At 44.5% G+C, this 16107-nt stretch carries 16 protein-coding genes, 1 riboswitch and 1 other annotated feature; of the genes, 5 read left to right on the top strand and 11 right to left on the bottom strand.

Features of this window, described 5'->3' with window-relative positions:
• Positions 1–89: 89 nt before the first annotated feature.
• Positions 90–668: a thymidine kinase gene (locus OH460_RS05790; RefSeq protein ID WP_269995909.1), complete on the bottom strand. Its 579-nt coding sequence runs from the start codon at positions 666–668 to the stop codon at positions 90–92.
• Positions 669–765: 97 nt separating this feature from the next.
• Positions 766–2151: a cysteine--tRNA ligase gene (gene cysS / locus OH460_RS05785; RefSeq protein WP_061031752.1), complete on the bottom strand. Its 1386-nt coding sequence runs from the start codon at positions 2149–2151 to the stop codon at positions 766–768.
• Positions 2152–2340: 189 nt separating this feature from the next.
• On the opposite strand from cysS, the gene OH460_RS05780 reads away from it, so the two are divergent.
• The 4 genes from OH460_RS05780 to OH460_RS05765 all read left to right on the top strand — a co-directional run bounded on the left by OH460_RS05780 (position 2341) and on the right by OH460_RS05765 (position 5611).
• Complete coding sequence (locus OH460_RS05780) at positions 2341–2835, top strand: peptidylprolyl isomerase (protein ID WP_004742032.1); 495 nt, start codon at positions 2341–2343, stop codon at positions 2833–2835.
• Positions 2836–2915: 80 nt separating this feature from the next.
• Positions 2916–3662, top strand: a complete 747-nt coding sequence (gene lpxH, locus OH460_RS05775; protein ID WP_269995905.1) for a UDP-2,3-diacylglucosamine diphosphatase — start codon at positions 2916–2918, stop codon at positions 3660–3662.
• Between the two features lie 111 nt (positions 3663–3773).
• Positions 3774–4985 carry an EAL and HDOD domain-containing protein gene (locus OH460_RS05770; RefSeq protein WP_269995903.1) on the top strand — a complete coding sequence of 404 codons (1212 nt, stop codon included), beginning with the start codon at positions 3774–3776 and terminating at the stop codon, positions 4983–4985.
• 116 nt (positions 4986–5101) lie between these two features.
• Entirely contained in the window at positions 5102–5611 is a 510-nt protein-coding gene (locus OH460_RS05765; RefSeq protein ID WP_269995901.1) for a YchJ family protein, read from the top strand.
• A gap of 170 nt (positions 5612–5781) precedes the next feature.
• Here OH460_RS05765 and hisIE read toward each other — a convergent pair whose 3' ends face one another.
• The 9 genes from hisIE to OH460_RS05720 form a co-directional block, all read right to left on the bottom strand.
• Complete coding sequence (gene hisIE, locus OH460_RS05760; protein ID WP_269995899.1) at positions 5782–6417, bottom strand: bifunctional phosphoribosyl-AMP cyclohydrolase/phosphoribosyl-ATP diphosphatase HisIE; 636 nt, start codon at positions 6415–6417, stop codon at positions 5782–5784.
• Positions 6414–7187, bottom strand: coding sequence for an imidazole glycerol phosphate synthase subunit HisF (hisF, locus tag OH460_RS05755; RefSeq protein ID WP_102423426.1), 774 nt, complete (start codon positions 7185–7187; stop codon positions 6414–6416). Before hisF ends, hisIE begins: the two co-directional genes overlap by 4 nt.
• Positions 7169–7906: a 1-(5-phosphoribosyl)-5-[(5-phosphoribosylamino)methylideneamino]imidazole-4-carboxamide isomerase gene (hisA, locus tag OH460_RS05750; RefSeq protein ID WP_004742025.1), complete on the bottom strand. Its 738-nt coding sequence runs from the start codon at positions 7904–7906 to the stop codon at positions 7169–7171. Before hisA ends, hisF begins: the two co-directional genes overlap by 19 nt.
• 43 nt (positions 7907–7949) lie before the next feature.
• Positions 7950–8564: an imidazole glycerol phosphate synthase subunit HisH gene (gene hisH, locus OH460_RS05745; RefSeq protein WP_269995892.1), complete on the bottom strand. Its 615-nt coding sequence runs from the start codon at positions 8562–8564 to the stop codon at positions 7950–7952.
• Between the two features lie 9 nt (positions 8565–8573).
• Positions 8574–9662 carry a bifunctional histidinol-phosphatase/imidazoleglycerol-phosphate dehydratase HisB gene (gene hisB / locus OH460_RS05740; protein WP_269995891.1) on the bottom strand — a complete coding sequence of 363 codons (1089 nt, stop codon included), beginning with the start codon at positions 9660–9662 and terminating at the stop codon, positions 8574–8576.
• A 132-nt stretch (positions 9663–9794) separates the two neighbouring features.
• The gene (gene hisC / locus OH460_RS05735) at positions 9795–10835 is read right to left on the bottom strand and encodes a histidinol-phosphate transaminase (protein WP_269995890.1); all 1041 of its coding nucleotides are present in this window, start codon (positions 10833–10835) and stop codon (positions 9795–9797) included.
• Between the two features lie 9 nt (positions 10836–10844).
• Positions 10845–12146 carry a histidinol dehydrogenase gene (hisD, locus tag OH460_RS05730; RefSeq protein ID WP_269995889.1) on the bottom strand — a complete coding sequence of 434 codons (1302 nt, stop codon included), beginning with the start codon at positions 12144–12146 and terminating at the stop codon, positions 10845–10847.
• On the bottom strand, positions 12146–13042 hold the full coding sequence (gene hisG / locus OH460_RS05725) for an ATP phosphoribosyltransferase (protein ID WP_061031761.1): 897 nt from the start codon (positions 13040–13042) through the stop codon (positions 12146–12148). Before hisG ends, hisD begins: the two co-directional genes overlap by 1 nt.
• Before the next feature lie 53 nt (positions 13043–13095).
• Positions 13096–13232: a sequence feature (His leader region), on the bottom strand.
• A gap of 190 nt (positions 13233–13422) precedes the next feature.
• Entirely contained in the window at positions 13423–15015 is a 1593-nt protein-coding gene (locus tag OH460_RS05720) for a Na+/H+ antiporter NhaC family protein (RefSeq protein WP_061031762.1), read from the bottom strand.
• Between the two features lie 112 nt (positions 15016–15127).
• Positions 15128–15305, bottom strand: a riboswitch (Lysine riboswitch).
• Positions 15306–15669: 364 nt separating this feature from the next.
• Between OH460_RS05720 and OH460_RS05715 the strand changes: the two genes are divergently transcribed.
• Positions 15670–16080: an H-NS family histone-like protein gene (locus tag OH460_RS05715; protein WP_061031763.1), complete on the top strand. Its 411-nt coding sequence runs from the start codon at positions 15670–15672 to the stop codon at positions 16078–16080.
• Positions 16081–16107 lie beyond the last annotated feature (27 nt).

The following is a 16107-nucleotide window of genomic DNA, read 5'->3' as shown; positions in this document are numbered from 1 at the left end:
CCAATAAAAACAAAAACGGTGGCACTAAGCCACCGTTTTTTTATTCCATTACTTTGTATTTCAGTTATCACCGAAACATTGAAAAACGCTTATTTACCTAGCGCTTCTTTGTAGTGAAGGCGACATACAGACACGTATTTATCGTTGCCACCAATTGCCACTTGATCACCTTCCGCGATCGCGACACCGTGCTCATCGGTACGGATTACCATGTTTGCTTTGCGGCCACAGTGACAGATGGTTTTCAGTTCGACCAGCTTATCAGCCCAAGACAGTAGATACTTACTGCCTTCAAACAGCTCACCAAGGAAGTCTGTTCTTAGCCCGTAACAAAGCACAGGGATATGTAGTTTATCAACCACTTCTGTTAGCTGATATACCTGCTCTTTCGACAAGAACTGACACTCATCGATAAGTACACAGTGACGCTTTTCTTGCTCGTTCAGCTCGCTAATCGCTTCAAAAAGATTCGTGTCACTCTTAAAAAGCTGTGCTTCAGATTGAAGACCAATTCGAGAGCTCACTTTACCAATACCGTAGCGATCATCGAGTGCTGCCGTAAAGATCACCGGCGTCATGCCACGTTCTTGGTAGTTAAATGAAGATTGAAGAAGCGTTGTTGATTTACCCGCATTCATTGCCGAGTAGTAAAAATACATCTGAGCCACAGAAATATTCCTGTCTAATAAAGTTGAATATAGAAAAGGTGAAATTCGAGAATTTTTGCTAGAAAAAAGGGCTGAAAATCAGCCCTTTTTTATAAGATTACTTACGACGCCAAGTCGTACCTTCTGGGCCGTCTTCCAGAACGATGCCTAACTCGTTTAACTTATCACGAGCAAGATCGGCATTTGCCCAATCTTTTGAAGCACGAGAGTCGTTACGCAGTTTGATCAGAGCTTCGATTTCAGCCACTTCGTCATCATTACCCGCTGCATCACCTTGTAGAAATGCTTCTGGATCTTGGTGAAGAATACCGATGATGTCCGCTAGCTCACGCATCAACGCACCAAGTCCACTCGCCTTTTCAATGCTTTCTGTCTTGATACGGTTGATTTCACGAGCCATTTCAAACAGCACTGAGTATGCTTCTGGCGTATTGAAGTCATCGTTCATTGCTGTAGAGAAACGAGTTACGTACTCTTCACCACCAGCAGGTGCAGCAGTAAGGTCTAGGCCACGAAGTGACGTGTATAGGCGCTCAAGCGATGCACGAGCTTGGTTTAGGTTGTCTTCGCTGTAGTTTAGCTGGCTGCGGTAGTGACCAGACATTAGGAAGTAACGAACCGTTTCCGCATCGTAGTGTGCCAGTACATCACGAATAGTGAAGAAGTTACCTAGAGACTTAGACATCTTCTCTCTGTCTACCATCACCATGCCACTGTGCATCCATGTGTTTACATAGTCAGTACCATGTGCACAGCAAGATTGTGCGATTTCGTTCTCGTGGTGTGGGAACTGAAGGTCAGAACCACCACCGTGGATATCGAAGTGATTACCAAGAATTGATGAGTTCATTGCAGAACATTCGATGTGCCAGCCTGGACGACCTGGGCCCCATGGTGATTCCCATGTTGGTTCACCCGGCTTAGACATTTTCCAAACCACGAAATCTAACGGGCTACGTTTTGCAGAGTCAACATCAACACGAGCACCAGCTTGAAGCTGATCTAGGTCTTGCTTAGAAAGCTTGCCGTATTCGTCAAACTTCTTAACTTCAAACATTACATCGCCGTTGCTTGCTACATAAGCAAAACCACGTTCAATCAGCTTTTCTACAAGCTCAATGATTTCAGTAATGAATTCCGTTGCACGAGGCTCAACGTCTGGACGCTTCATGTTCAACGCATCGAAGTCAGCATGCATTTCACCAATTAGGCGCTCAGTCAGAGAATCGCAAGACTCACCGTTTTCGTTCGCACGCTTAATGATTTTGTCGTCGATGTCTGTGATGTTACGAACGAACGTTAGGTCGTAACCTAAGTAACGCAGGTAGCGAGTCACAACGTCGAAAGAAACGAACGTACGGCCATGACCAATATGACAGAGATCGTATATGGTTACCCCACAGACATACATGCCGACTTTGCCAGCTGTAATTGGTTTGAATTCCTCTTTCTGTCTTGTGAGCGTGTTATATATCTTTAGCATGATCTCTATCTATTTTATGGATTAATCAAAATAAGCCCGCAGTATAACAAGTCATACCTTAATAGGTAATACCTTTCACCACCAAATCGGCTAAACTCCTTGTTATCTATTGACGATTTCGTATTTTGAAACTCAATCAAACTAGGCTAGAATCGCCTTTCATATTAAAAATACAGTAAGGTAACAATCATGATCATCCTTCACACAAATTTTGGTGACATCAAAGTTCAACTAAACGAAGAAAAAGCACCAGAAACAAGCGCAAACTTCCTACAGTATTGCCGTGACGGTTTCTACGACAACACACTATTCCACCGTGTTATCGATGGTTTCATGATTCAAGGCGGCGGTATGACTTCTGGCCTTAAAGAAAAAGCGACTCGCGCAACTATCAAGAACGAAGCAAACAACGGCCTAGCGAACAAAGTTGGTACGCTAGCTATGGCTCGTACTATGGAACCGCATTCAGCGAGCTCTCAGTTCTTCATCAACGTAAACGACAACTCTTTCCTTAACTTCCGTAGCGAAAGCCTAGACGGTTGGGGTTACTGTGTATTCGCAGAAGTTGTAGAAGGCATGGACGTAGTAAACAAGATCAAAGGTGTTAGCACTGGTTCTATGGGTATGCACCAAGACGTACCACTAGAAGAAGTGATCATCACTGGTACAACAATCGAAGCTTAATTTAGCCTTCGATTCGTATTCACCATTGATACATCAATAATTAGGACAAGGGAGCACTCGCTCCCTTTTTTTAAAACTGTATGAAAACATATTTTATCTCAGACCTGCACCTTGCTCCGTCACGACAAGACATCACGGACTGCTTCCTAACCTTCATGAAAAATGAAGCGGTAGAAGCCGATGCGCTCTACGTGTTAGGCGACCTTTTCGAGTTCTGGATTGGTGACGACGACAAGAGCGAGTTCGCGACTTCTATTCGCCAAGCGTTTATCGATTTGGTGAAAACAGGCGTACCCTGTTACTTCACGCAAGGTAACCGTGACTTTTTGGTCGGTAAAAGATTTGCAAAACAGACTGGTGTGCAACTTCTAGACGAAGTGACAACTATCGATATCTACGGACAAAAAGCCGTGGTACTGCATGGCGACACTCTATGCACTGAAGATGTCAAATACCTCGCCTTCCGTGAAAAAGTCCATCAACCATGGTTACAGTGGATCTTCAATCGAATACCATTCTTCATTAAAAAGAAGATCGTCTCTAAGGTTCAGTCAGATATTAAAGATGACAAACAGACCAAATCTTTGGACATCATGGACGTGACACAGCAAGAGGTCGAAAACGTGATGGCGAGAAATAATGTCGACCTTATGATCCACGGTCATACACATCGACCGAATGTCCATACGTTTGATGCTAACAGTTGCACTAAAACACGTATCGTACTTGGTGATTGGTATACACAAGGTTCCGTGCTGGTCTTTACTCCACAAAGTTTTGAACTACAGAATCGAGCGTTTAGCAACAGCTTTCAACAACAGTCTTAAACTTTCAGTTTGATTGTTATAGTGGGTCAGAGTTTCTTCGATTGTGTATGGTAATTTCTAGCAAATTAGCTATTATCTCTCTATCAGAAATAAACCGAACACAGTACCAAGTTGAAATATTCATACGTAGCGCGTCAACCCATACTCGATGCAGATAAGAAAACCATAGGTTACGAGTTGCTATTCAGGGATGGTCCTAAGAACACTTTCCCTGAAGTAGAACCGGAGCTCGCTACAAGCCGTTTGCTATCTGACCATTTCTTATCGACCCACTACAATACATTGGGTGATAAGCTGGGTTTCGTTAATTTCCCCTATGCAAGCCTGATCAACTTAGTCCCGACTCTGTTCCCCAAAGAAAGTTTAGTCGTTGAGGTTCTTGAAGACTGCGAACCGACCGATGAGTTACTTGAAGCAATTAAGACTATCTATGATGCGGGCTATACCATCGCGCTGGATGACTTTGTTCCAAGTAAGGCGTGGAAGCGCTTCTTACCTTACATATCGATTATCAAATTCGACATCCGTCTGATCTCTATCGAAAAAGCCTCAATATTTATGAGCTCTATGCAAGGGCTAGATATCAAGTTTCTTGCCGAGAAAGTAGAGACTTACGAAGAATATCAGCAAGCAAATAAAGCCGGTTTCAGTTACTTCCAAGGGTATTTCTTCAGCAAACCTGAAATGATCCAGACTCGCGCTCTAAACCCCGCTTTTCTGACCATCGTTCAGCTACTGAAAGAGATCGCCAACGATCCTATCGATTTTGGTGAAGTAGAACGACTGATCACGTTAGACGTGACGCTTTCCTATAAGCTACTAACCTACGTAAACTCAGCAGGTGGTTCAGCAACCACGATCCGCTCGTTCCGCCAAGCACTGGTTTATTTAGGCGAGCAGAAACTGCGTAAATTTGTATCTCTCGTAGCGATAGCATCGGCGAAAGAAGACAAACCAGATTCACTTTATGGCTTAGCGGTGATTCGCGCTCGTCAATGCGAACTGCTAGTCGAAAAAATGAACGTGAAGGTTGAGCCCGGACAAGCTTTCTTAACTGGTATGTTCTCGTTATTGGATTCATTGTTTGATCAACCGTTAAAGCAAGTGCTGGATTCAGTACCAATTGACGAAGAGATAAAACAAGCACTAATACTACGCAAAGGTGTATTAGGCGCGGTCTTAGCCATGGTGGTCGCTTATGAGCAAGCTCGATGGGATGAAGCAACTCGTATTCGCAATCTCCTCAAACTCAGCGAGGCTCAACTCGGCCTTGCCTATGATGAGGCGACGGCTTGGGCTCAAGATTTATTAGCTCCCGCCTAAACATAACGAATCTACTTAAATTAAAACTACACTTTGGTGAGCTTTAGTTTCTTGTTAAACTCCAACGCATTCATTTATGGCCTCTTACTCAGAGGCCATTTTTACAGGATTTGACTATGTCTTTATGCCCATGTGGTAGCAACAATACTTACCCAAAGTGCTGTGAATCAGCACACCTTGATCACAGCTCAGTAGAAACGCCAGAGCAGTTGATGCGCTCTCGTTATTCCGCGCATGTTTTAGGATTGGTCGATTATGTGGTTGCTACCTATCATCCTAGCTGTGATGCTGAGTCTCAAAGAGAAGGGATTGCTGAATCAATCGACAGTGATTGGGCGGGGCTAGAGGTTATCGATACCGCGGAAGGCTCTCACGAAAACGAGGGCTTTGTTGAGTTTAAAGCTTATTTCAATGAAGACGGCGCACAATACTGTATGCAAGAACGCTCTCGTTTTGTTCGTGAAAACGGCCTTTGGTTCTATATCGATGGTGAGTTCCCAGAACAAAGCCAACCAGAGCCCGAGATAGATCCTCGCCTAAACCAAACGATTGAAAGCTTCAAGATCGGCCGTAATGACCCATGTATTTGTGGTAGTGGTAAGAAGTACAAAAAGTGCTGCGGGTAACTCGCGCAACTAGGAAGTCAGATTAACAGAAGAGATTCCTGATGTCGCTAAGGCTCCTCGGAATGACGAGACATAAAGACAAAGAACTCGACTCATAGATTGACACTAAAAAGCCCCGTAAACGCAATGTTTACGGGGCTTTACTTATCTAGATGTATCCTAAAGATAGATTACTTATGGCGCTCTTTAAGTTTATTCACTACGTCGTTCATTGATAGACCTTGGTCTTGAAGAAGAACCATTAGGTGGTAAATCAAATCCGCAGATTCACACACTAATTCCGCCTTATCGCCCGACGTCGCCGCAAGCGCGACTTCAACGCCTTCTTCGCCCACTTTTTGCGAAATACGCTTGGTGCCACGGGCATATAAACTGGCAGTATAAGAAGACTCAGGATCTGCGTCCTTGCGGGCAGCCAGTAGCTGCTCAAGTTGATGAAGCCACACCATCTGAGACTCTTCCTGTGGATCAGAATCCCAGCATGTTGTCGTCCCCAAGTGACACGTAGGACCAATTGGATTGACTTTGACTAGCAAGGTATCGTTGTCACAGTCCAGTGACATATTCACCAGTTGCAGAACATTTCCGGAAGTCTCACCCTTGGTCCAAAGGCGCTCTTTAGTACGAGAGAAGAAAGTCACTTGACCTGTTTCGCCCGTCTTAGCTAGCGCATCTTGGTTCATGTAACCCATCATCAGCACTTGGCTTGATTGGAAATCTTGTACAATCGCAGGAACGAGACCATCGACTTTATCCCAATTGATACGTTCAGCTAGCGTATGTACTTCTGTCGCTGCAAAACTCATAGACGCACCTCTACACCTTGTTGTTTTAGATACTGCTTTAATTCACCAATATTGATGACTTGTTTATGGAATACTGAAGCAGCGAGCGCTCCATCCACATTGGTTTTGTTATAAGCTTCAGCAAAGTGTTCCATTGCACCTGCGCCACCCGAAGCAATCAGAGGCACGTTACACACTTCACGCACCATGTTGAGCTGCTCAAGGTCGTAACCGTTGCGAACACCATCTTGGTTCATCATGTTTAGTACGATTTCACCTGCGCCACGCTTTTGTACTTCCTGCACCCAATCTTTGGTTTCCCATTTGGTTGCTTTGGTACGCGCTTCATCGCCTGTGAATTGATAAACCTGATACTTACCAGTCTCTTTATCGAAGTATGAATCGATACCAACGACGATACACTGTACGCCGAACTTATCAGCAAGATCAGTAATCAGTTGTGGATTAGCCAGTGCTGGCGAGTTGATGGATACTTTATCAGCTCCAAACTCTAGAATGCGCGCTGCATCTTCTGCTGATTTAATACCACCAGCTACACAGAAAGGAATATCGATCACCTCTGCGACACGCTTTACCCAACTCTTGTCGACAACACGGCCATCACTTGATGCCGTGATATCGTAAAATACTAATTCATCTGCGCCCTCTTCTGCGTAGCGCTGTGCTAGAGGAACGATGTCGCCAATGATTTCGTGGTTACGGAACTGAACGCCCTTTACCACTTGTCCGTCACGGACATCCAAACAAGGGATTATTCGCTTTGCCAACATGCAAACGCCTCCTCTGCGGTGAACTTGCCATCAAGTAGCGCACGCCCCACAATCACACCAGCCACACCGCTACCTTTTAGAGCTTCGATGTCCGCTAGGCTGCCAATGCCGCCTGATGATTGGAATTGAACCTGCGGGTACTGCTTACAAAGATCCACGTAAAGCTCTACGTTTGATCCTTCTAGCGTGCCATCACGAGAGATATCAGTACACAGCACGTGCTTAAGACCAACGGTTAGGTAATCTTCAATCAACGCTTCAATGGTCACGCCTGAATCTTCCTGCCAACCTGAAATCGCCACTTTACGAGTGCCGTTTTCGTCAATGTTGATGTCCAAAGCAAGAACAATTTTTTCAGCGCCGTACTTTTCCATCCAACCTTTAACAAGCTCAGGCTGCTTCACTGCTGTTGAACCAACAACAACACGTTGTGCACCGGCTTCAAGTAGGTCAATCACATCTTGCTCATTACGTACACCACCACCAATTTGAATATTAGCCGGCGTGCTATCAAGTAGCTTCGCGATCAGGTCTAACTGGCGAGCAGTGGTGTCTTTTGCGCCTGTTAAATCAACAAGATGCAGCCAGCCAGCACCAGCTTGGTGATATAGATTGAACTGCTCTGCTGGGTCTACTTTGTATTCTGTCACTTGCCCGTAATCCCCTTGGAATAAGCGAACTACTTGGCCTTCAATTAAATCTAATGCGGGAATAATCATTTACATTCCTTATATGGCAACGTTAGCCGCTGCCTAATCCTTATTACAATTCCAAGAAGTTCTGAATCAGCTTAGAACCAGCTTTTGATGAACGTTCTGGGTGGAACTGAACACCATAATAGTTACCGTTTTGCACCGCTGCGGTAAACGGATTACCGTAATCACATTGTGCGATAGTGTAGTCACCTACTGGCATTGCGAAGCTGTGAACGAAGTAAAAGTACTCGCCTTCTTCAATGTCTTTAAATAGAGGGTGATTCGGTGTTGCTGTGACGGTATTCCAGCCCATGTGTGGCAGTGGTAAATCGCCCGTATCCAGTAAACGAACCTCACCCTCGCACAAGCCTAGACATTCAACTAGCTCGTCAGCCTTTTGGCCTTTCTCTTGAGACAATTTACCAAGAAGCTGCATACCTAAACAAATGCCAAGTAGAGGCTTCTCTACTTGCTTTACAAGAGCGACAAGGTCACGTTCTTGTAGGTTTTTCATCGCTTCACTTGCTGTGCCTACACCGGGTAGGAATAACTTGTCAGCTGCAAGAACCACTTCTGGCTCTTTTGAAATTTCAACCGCATAGCCCAAACGTTCAATGGCGAACTTCACCGATGAAACATTGGCACAACCAGTATCAATAATGACGACTTTCTGCTCTTTCATACCCATTCCTTACAGGACGCCTTTGCTGCTCGGTAACTCGTTACCTTCAACTTTAATTGCTTGGCGAAGTGTACGACCAAACGCTTTGAATAGGCTTTCAATGATGTGGTGATCATTGTTGCCAGTAGAAGAAAGGTGCAGCGTACAAGCTAGCGTGTCAGTTAATGAGCGGAAGAAGTGAACCACCATTTCCGTTGAAAGGTCACCCACTTGCTCACGGCTAAATTTAGCATCGAACTTAAGGTATGGACGGCCAGAGAGGTCTAGCGCACACTGAGCTAAACACTCATCCATTGGCAGGCTAAAGCCAAAGCGGCCAATACCACGTTTGTCACCTAGCGCGTCTTTCAGAGCTTGGCCTAACGCAAGTGCTGTGTCTTCTACTGTGTGGTGATCATCAATGTGCAGGTCGCCTTTCACGGTCAGGTTCATTTGGAAACCACCGTGTGTCGCGATTTGATCAAGCATGTGGTCAAAGAAACCCATGCCTGTATCGATCTTGTTGCCACCGGTTTCATCAAGGTTTACCGCTACCTTGATGTCAGTTTCTTTGGTGGTACGAACCACTTCAGCAACACGCGCGTTAACCGTCAGGTCTTTTACAATTTGTGGCCAGTTTAGCGTGCCTTCCGTTTCAGCATCTGGGCCATATTGAATACCGCGGATTGCCATGTTCTCTGCAAGTTGAAGATCCGTTACTCGATCGCCAATCACAACAGAGTGTTGGAAGTCGACTTTACCGCCCTGCAGATATTCTTTAACCATACCTAGCTTAGGCTTACGGCAAGAGCAATTGTCTTCGTCAAAGTGAGGGCAAATAAGCACGTCATCAAACTTTACGCCTTGAGATTCGAAGAAATCCATCATCATATTGTGTGGCGCATCGAAATCTTCTTGTGGGTAGCTATCAGTACCAAGGCCATCTTGGTTAGTTACCATCACTAGACGGTAACCAGCATCTTGCAATGCAAGTAAGCTAGGAATCACTAGCGGTTCAAATTTTAGTTTGTCTAAACGGTCTACTTGGAAATCGACTGGCGGCTCAACAATTAAGGTGCCGTCGCGGTCTATAAAAAGTATTTTCTGTTGTTTACTCACTTGAACTTCCTTTTAATTTTAAATCTGGTGGCCTAGCAAAAATCAAACGCTAACCCAAAATATTGGTTTCATTTGTCAGCCTATTATTCATCGAATAAAGGCTAACAAATATTATTACTGGCAAGCCTTTCGTTACTGATAAAAGTTACGAATGAATCCAAGTGTCTTTTCGCACTCTTCGCGATTACCAATACTAATTCGAACACAGTCTTCAATTGGCGAATTACGTAAGATAATGCCACTGTCCCATGCCGCTTTAAACAATTCGTCACCGTTCGGGAATTTAACCAAAAGGTAGTTACCCCAACCATCAAATACCGTAACGTTAGGCATCCCCATTAGGCCTGCCTGTAAGTATGCTCGGTTAGCGCTCAAGTCCAAAACCTGAAACTTTGCTCTTGCAAGACCTTGCTCTGAAAGTGCTTGAACCGCGATATCCGCAACAGGGATTGGCACTGGGTATGGCGCAATCACTTTCAACAATACATCGATAAGCTCTTGGTTCGCCAGCGTAAAGCCACAGCGTAGTCCAGCCAATGCAAAAGCTTTAGACAAGGTACGCAGAATCGCTAGATTCGGGTATTGCTCAAGTAAATCAACGGTTGACGCTTCTGGGCAGAAGTCGATGTACGCTTCATCCATCACCACAATCGCTTTGTCTTGAGTCATCTCAAGTAACTTGATGATGTCTTTGCGTTCAACCAAATTACCAGTCGGGTTATTTGGGCTACAAACAAACACCACTTTCACGTTGTCTAACTGAGCTTCAATCGCTGGAAGATCGAGTTGCCATTCAGCAGTTAGAGGTACAACTTTGCGCTCAACACCAATCGTCTCAGCGCTAATCGCGTACATACCATAGGTTGGTGGGCAGTAAAGAATAGCGTCTTCGTTCGGCTCACAAAAAGCACGAATCAGCAGTTCAATACCTTCATCGGCACCACGTGTTGTCAGAGTTTGATCTGATTTCACACCTGCATATTGAGCATAAGCATCAATCAACGCTTTAGGCTGACATTCGCTGTAGCGATTAAGACGAGACAAGCTTACGTTGTACTCGTTATCGAATGGGGATTCGTTGGCGTTTAACCAAACGTCACCCGTGCCGCCAATGCGTCTTGCAGACAAGTAAGGTGTAAGAGCCTGAACTTGTTTTCTCGCTAACTTTTCCATGCCCTGCCCTTATTTTGCTTGGTTTAACTTTTCAACTCGGATGGTCACAGCGCGTTTGTGTGCATCCAAGCCTTCGGCTTCCGCCATTGTTACTACAGTCGGAGCTAGACCTTTTAAGCCATCGGCTGTCAGTTCTTGCACCGTCATACGTTTAGAGAAATCGGCTAAACCAAGGCTAGAATACGTCTTTGTGTAACCGTAGGTCGGCAATACGTGGTTAGTACCAGAGGCATAATCACCTGCAGATTCTGGAGACCAGTCACCAAGGAAAATAGAGCCTGCATTATCTAGCAATGGCAGCAATTCTCGTGGATTCTTGGTTTGAACGATCAAGTGTTCAGGACCGTAGAAGTTCGAAATCGCAATCGCTTGAGTGATAGATTCAGCAATGATAATTAGGCTTGATGCCAACGCTTGCTGAGCAATACTCGCACGAGACAGTTCTTTCAATTGTTTTTGAACGGCTTCGGTTACTTGATCTGCAATCAATGGCGATGGTGTTACCAACACCACTTGCGAGTCAGGTCCGTGCTCCGCTTGGCTCAACAAGTCAGCAGCAATGAAGTCTGCGTCTGCCGTTTCATCAGCAATCACTAACACTTCTGACGGACCAGCTGGCATATCAATCGCCGCGCCACGGAAGTCGTTGCTCACTTGGCGTTTCGCTTCAGTTACGAAGGCATTACCTGGGCCGAAAATCTTATCGACTTTAGCAACGCTTTCCGTACCGTAAGCCATCGCAGCAACCGCTTGACCACCACCAACGTTGTAAACCTCATCGATCTTACAAAGCTTAGCGACGTACAAAATTTCGTCAGCGATTGGTGGAGGCGAACAAAGCACAACCTTACGACAACCTGCGATTTGAGCGGGAACACCTAACATAAGAACCGTTGACGGAAGCGGCGCACTGCCACCCGGGATGTACAGACCAACCGTGTTAATTGCACGTGTCACTTGCTCACACACAACACCTGGTTGCGTCTCAACCTTAATCGGCTGAGGTTTCTGAGCTTCATGGAACTTAGCAATATTGCTGTAAGCTTGTTCTAACGCCTGCTTCATTTCTGGAGTTAAACGAGCGCTCGCTTCTTCAATCTCATCCGAGCTCACTCGAATTGATTTTGGAGTCACGCGGTCAAACTTCTCAGTCAGTTCTTTAAGCGCGGCATCGCCCTCATTTCGTACTTTTGCAATAACATCAGAAACTATCGCTGTGATGTTTGCACCTTCAGTAATAGCGGGACGCTCTAATACCGAGTCTTGCTGTGACTCACTTAAAGATTGCCAAACAACGGTTCTCATCGTCATTACCCCATCATTTTTTCGATTGGTAGTACTAGAATCGAGCTAGCGCCCAACTCTTTCAGCTGTTCCATCGTTTCCCAGAACAAGTTCTCGGTACTTACTAGGTGAACGGCAACTTTATCTTTGTCTGTTGAAAGTGGCAGTACTGTTGGATCTTCAGCGCCAGGCAGTAGTGCTTTGATTTGCTCCAGCTGAGACGTTGGCGCGTGTAGCATGATGTACTTCGATTCTTTCGCTTGTTGAACACCCTGCATACGAGTCAGTAGTTTTTCAATCAATGCTGTTTTGTCTGCGTCGAATTCACCAGTACGTTGAATCAAGGTCGCTTTAGATTGGAAAATCACTTCCGCTTCTTTTAGGCCGTTTGCTTCTAGCGTCGCACCAGTAGAAACCAAGTCCGCGATTGCGTCAGCAAGGCCAGCGCGAGGAGCTACTTCAACCGAGCCTGTTAGCATACAAGTGCTGAAATCAACACCCTGCTCGTCCATGTAGGCTTTAAGTAGTTGTGGGTAGGTTGTTGCAATACGCTTGCCCGCTAGATCTTGTGGGCCGTTGTACTCTTCATCTTTGTTAATTGCGATAGATAAACGGCAGCCACCGAAATCTAGACGACGTAGTGTTTCGAACTCTGCAGGCTCTTTAAGAGCAAGGCGATCTAGACGAACTTCTTCAAGCTCATTTTCACCGATAAAACCAAGGTCAACCACACCGTCCATGATAAGACCTGGGATGTCGTCATCACGAACTAATAGCAGGTCAATTGGCATATTTAGTGAATGAACGACTAGGCGCTCACCCATGATGTTAAATTTAACACCACATTTTTTTAGTAGGTCTTGGCACTCTTTACTTAAGCGACCTTTCTTTTGAATTGCGATTCTTAGGCGTTGTGTCTGCATTGCTGTATCCCTGTGCAAATATTTGAATTTATTGATTATTTAAAAGCGCTAAAACTAAAAAACCCTCGGAAGACTCTGTCATCCCGAGGGTTTAAATCTAAATTCTTTTGACTTAACCTCCGGGAGTAATCTTGCTCCCGGGTATACGTAAATCTCCCCGAAAGACTAGATAGGGTGATGATGGTGATGAATGTTCATTACTAATTTACGCATACTTATCAGCTCTTAGGTTGTTTGCTGTCTTGTCTCCACACTAACTAAGGTAAGATCCTTTTTCAACCATTTATTCGAACTTTTTTCACGAAACTTAAAATTAAATTAACAGGCATAAAAAAGGGAGGCCAACGCCTCCCTGATAGTTTACTGATTAACTTTCGTTTTTAGCTTTTACATGTCGCCATTTTGCAACGAGAGAAATAAGCCAGAGCGAAACATACAGCTACGAACGTTAGTGCTGCAGCGCTGAATGCGATACCAATAGAAGCTGTCATACCTAAGGTAATAAAGCCAATACACGATACAAACGCAACTGAAAGCGCGTACGGAAGCTGTGTCGATACGTGGTCGATGTGGTTACAACGAGCACCAGTAGAAGACAGAATCGTCGTATCAGAGATTGGAGAACAGTGGTCACCAAATACTGCACCCGCTAGAACCGCACTTAACATAGGAAGAATCAGTGCGATATCCGATGCTGCTGCCATGTCACCTGCGATAGGTAGCATGATACCGAACGTACCCCAAGATGTACCTGTAGAGAACGCCATAACGCCCGCTAGAAGGAACAAGATAACTGGTAGCCAGTGGTAATCGATGCTACCCGTTACTAGAGATGATAGGTACGAACCTGTTTTCATGTCGCCGATTACAGAACCGATGGTCCAAGCGAACACAAGAATTAGGATAGCGCCAAACATAGAGCTTGCACCGATCCACATCGTTCTTGCGATGTCTGCCATAGACAGCTTCTGCTTGAATACTGTCGCTAGTGCTACTAGTAAGCCGATAACACCACCGTAAACAAGAGATTTACCAACATCTGTATTTTCGAATGCACCAAGTAGGTTAAACGCTTGACCATCAGCAGCTAACGCTTGACCGCCTGTGTAAAGCATCGCAGCTACAGTCGCTACGATCAATGAAACGATCGGCATGATTAGGTCAGAAACAGAACCGTTCTCGCTCTCTTCGATGTCTAGCTCTTCGTTTAGATCGTGAGCTTGCTGGCTATCGTTGTCGCCTTCAAAGCCACGACCTTGAGACGCTTCGATCTCGTGATCGCGCATCTTACCAACATCTAGACCGAACCACGCCACTGCGAACACCATCAATAGTGCAAATACCGCGTAGAAGTTCATTGGAATAAGACGAACATAAGCACCTAGAGCAGAATACTCTGTCACACCATGTGTTACTAAGATGCCACCAATAATAGTAATGATGTAAGCACCCCAACTAGAAGCTGGCATGATCACACACATAGGAGCCGCAGTAGAATCAAGAATATAAGCTAACTTAGCGCGAGATACGTAGAAACGGTCTGTAACAGGACGAGAGATTGCACCCACTGCCAAGCTGTTGAAGTAATCGTCAACAAAGATGAATACACCTAAGAATGCAGCAAGCAGTTTTGAACCACGCTTGCTCTTAACTCGAGACTGAGCCCACTCAGCGAATGCACGAGTACCACCAGAAAGCGTTAATAGCGCTGTTGTCATTCCAAGAATAATTAGGAAAGCAATGATGCTCATGTTCCAAGTATTGATACCACCATCTTCGATGAAAACACCAGATGCTTTAGTAAATACGTAGCTAGCGGCATTACCTACTGAATAGTCAGCTAGTAAGATGGCACCCATAACGATACCGACACCCAAAGAAACCAATACACGGCGGGTAACAATAGCAAGGCTTAAAGCCACAAGTGGCGGAAGCAAAGATAAAGGAGATGTTGCAAAATCTATTAAATTCATGATCTTCAAAAACCAGTTTTTTATTTGGCTAGAGATCTACTGCAGACAAACTTGATACGGCTGACCAAGTTCATGTTGAACTAAGCGAAAGGGAAGTGAACACTTCACCCAACCCTACAGTAGCGCTCCATAGTTTAAAATTAAGACTATGGCAGTGTTGTACCTATTGAGCACAACCCCAGCAAATTGCTTAGATATACAATTTACTTCGGCAATTACACCTTTCATTCCCGTTCATTGGCATCACCCCAACGAAAACTACTTTTTATAATTGCACCTCTACGTGCGACAACATTATTAACTAATCAAACAACAGTTTAACAAATGATTAACCAAAGCATCGCATCAGGTAGCCGCAATTGTACCCATCAAGAGCAACAATGCAACATATCATTCCGAGAAAAGCAGCTTTTTATTTATGAACTAATCAACCTAAGAGTAGTCAACATAAGGTAATTACTCCACCAGTCACATATCAGTTTTTAAGATAATCTTAATATCTATTATAAATTCAATAGAAAGGTACATGGAAATTTTCAACTATTCATCTCACTTTTATATTTAAATATGTAATAGAAGAAATACTATTTGTTTTATTCCTAAGCTCTGTTTATTATTAGGTGGATTATTTAGTTTACCTTGATGGAAAATATCATGTCTGAATTAACAAAAACTCTATTAAATATCCGTAGCCTTCGCGCATTCTCACGTGAATTAACTCTTGAGCAATTAGAAGAAGCGCTAGACAAGCTAACTATTGTTGTACAAGAGCGTCAAGAGTCTGAAGCTGAAGAACGTGCAGCAAAAGCAGCACAAGAAGCTAAACTTTCTGCTATTGCTGAGCAAATTGCAAAAGACGGAATTGATGTTGCTGATCTTATTGCTGCACTTTCTGGCGAAGCAAAATCTAAAACAACAAAAGCAAAACGCGCTCCTCGCCCAGCTAAATACAAATACGTAGACGCAAACGGTGACGAGAAAACTTGGACAGGCCAAGGTCGTACGCCTTCAGCTATCCAAGAACAACTAGATGCTGGTAAATCTCTGGAAGATTTCGCTATCTAAGCGTTTAGTTTGCAGAGTGAGTAATCC

This window comes from Vibrio sp. Makdt, assembly GCF_027587015.1.
In the GTDB taxonomy this organism is placed as follows: Bacteria; Pseudomonadota; Gammaproteobacteria; order Enterobacterales; family Vibrionaceae; genus Vibrio; species Vibrio chagasii_B.
The sequence above is the reverse complement of the archived record's forward strand: the minus strand, read 5'-3'. Positions and strand labels throughout refer to the sequence as shown.

Bases quoted from the DNA above. Each gene is read 5' to 3' on its own strand.
- OH460_RS05765 (WP_269995901.1), top strand. From the start codon at position 5,102: ATGTCTTTATGCCCATGTGGTAGCAACAATACTTACCCAAAGTGCTGT.
- hisD (WP_269995889.1), bottom strand. From the start codon at position 12,146: ATGACGATGAGAACCGTTGTTTGGCAATCTTTAAGTGAGTCACAGCAA.
- hisH (WP_269995892.1), bottom strand. From the start codon at position 8,564: ATGAAAGAGCAGAAAGTCGTCATTATTGATACTGGTTGTGCCAATGTT.
- OH460_RS05715 (WP_061031763.1), top strand. From the start codon at position 15,670: ATGTCTGAATTAACAAAAACTCTATTAAATATCCGTAGCCTTCGCGCA.
- hisA (WP_004742025.1), bottom strand. From the start codon at position 7,906: ATGATTATTCCCGCATTAGATTTAATTGAAGGCCAAGTAGTTCGCTTA.
- cysS (WP_061031752.1), bottom strand. From the start codon at position 2,151: ATGCTAAAGATATATAACACGCTCACAAGACAGAAAGAGGAATTCAAA.
- OH460_RS05780 (WP_004742032.1), top strand. From the start codon at position 2,341: ATGATCATCCTTCACACAAATTTTGGTGACATCAAAGTTCAACTAAAC.
- hisG (WP_061031761.1), bottom strand. From the start codon at position 13,042: ATGCAGACACAACGCCTAAGAATCGCAATTCAAAAGAAAGGTCGCTTA.
- hisC (WP_269995890.1), bottom strand. From the start codon at position 10,835: ATGGAAAAGTTAGCGAGAAAACAAGTTCAGGCTCTTACACCTTACTTG.
- hisIE (WP_269995899.1), bottom strand. From the start codon at position 6,417: ATGAGTTTTGCAGCGACAGAAGTACATACGCTAGCTGAACGTATCAAT.
- OH460_RS05720 (WP_061031762.1), bottom strand. From the start codon at position 15,015: ATGAATTTAATAGATTTTGCAACATCTCCTTTATCTTTGCTTCCGCCA.
- hisF (WP_102423426.1), bottom strand. From the start codon at position 7,187: ATGTTGGCAAAGCGAATAATCCCTTGTTTGGATGTCCGTGACGGACAA.
- lpxH (WP_269995905.1), top strand. From the start codon at position 2,916: ATGAAAACATATTTTATCTCAGACCTGCACCTTGCTCCGTCACGACAA.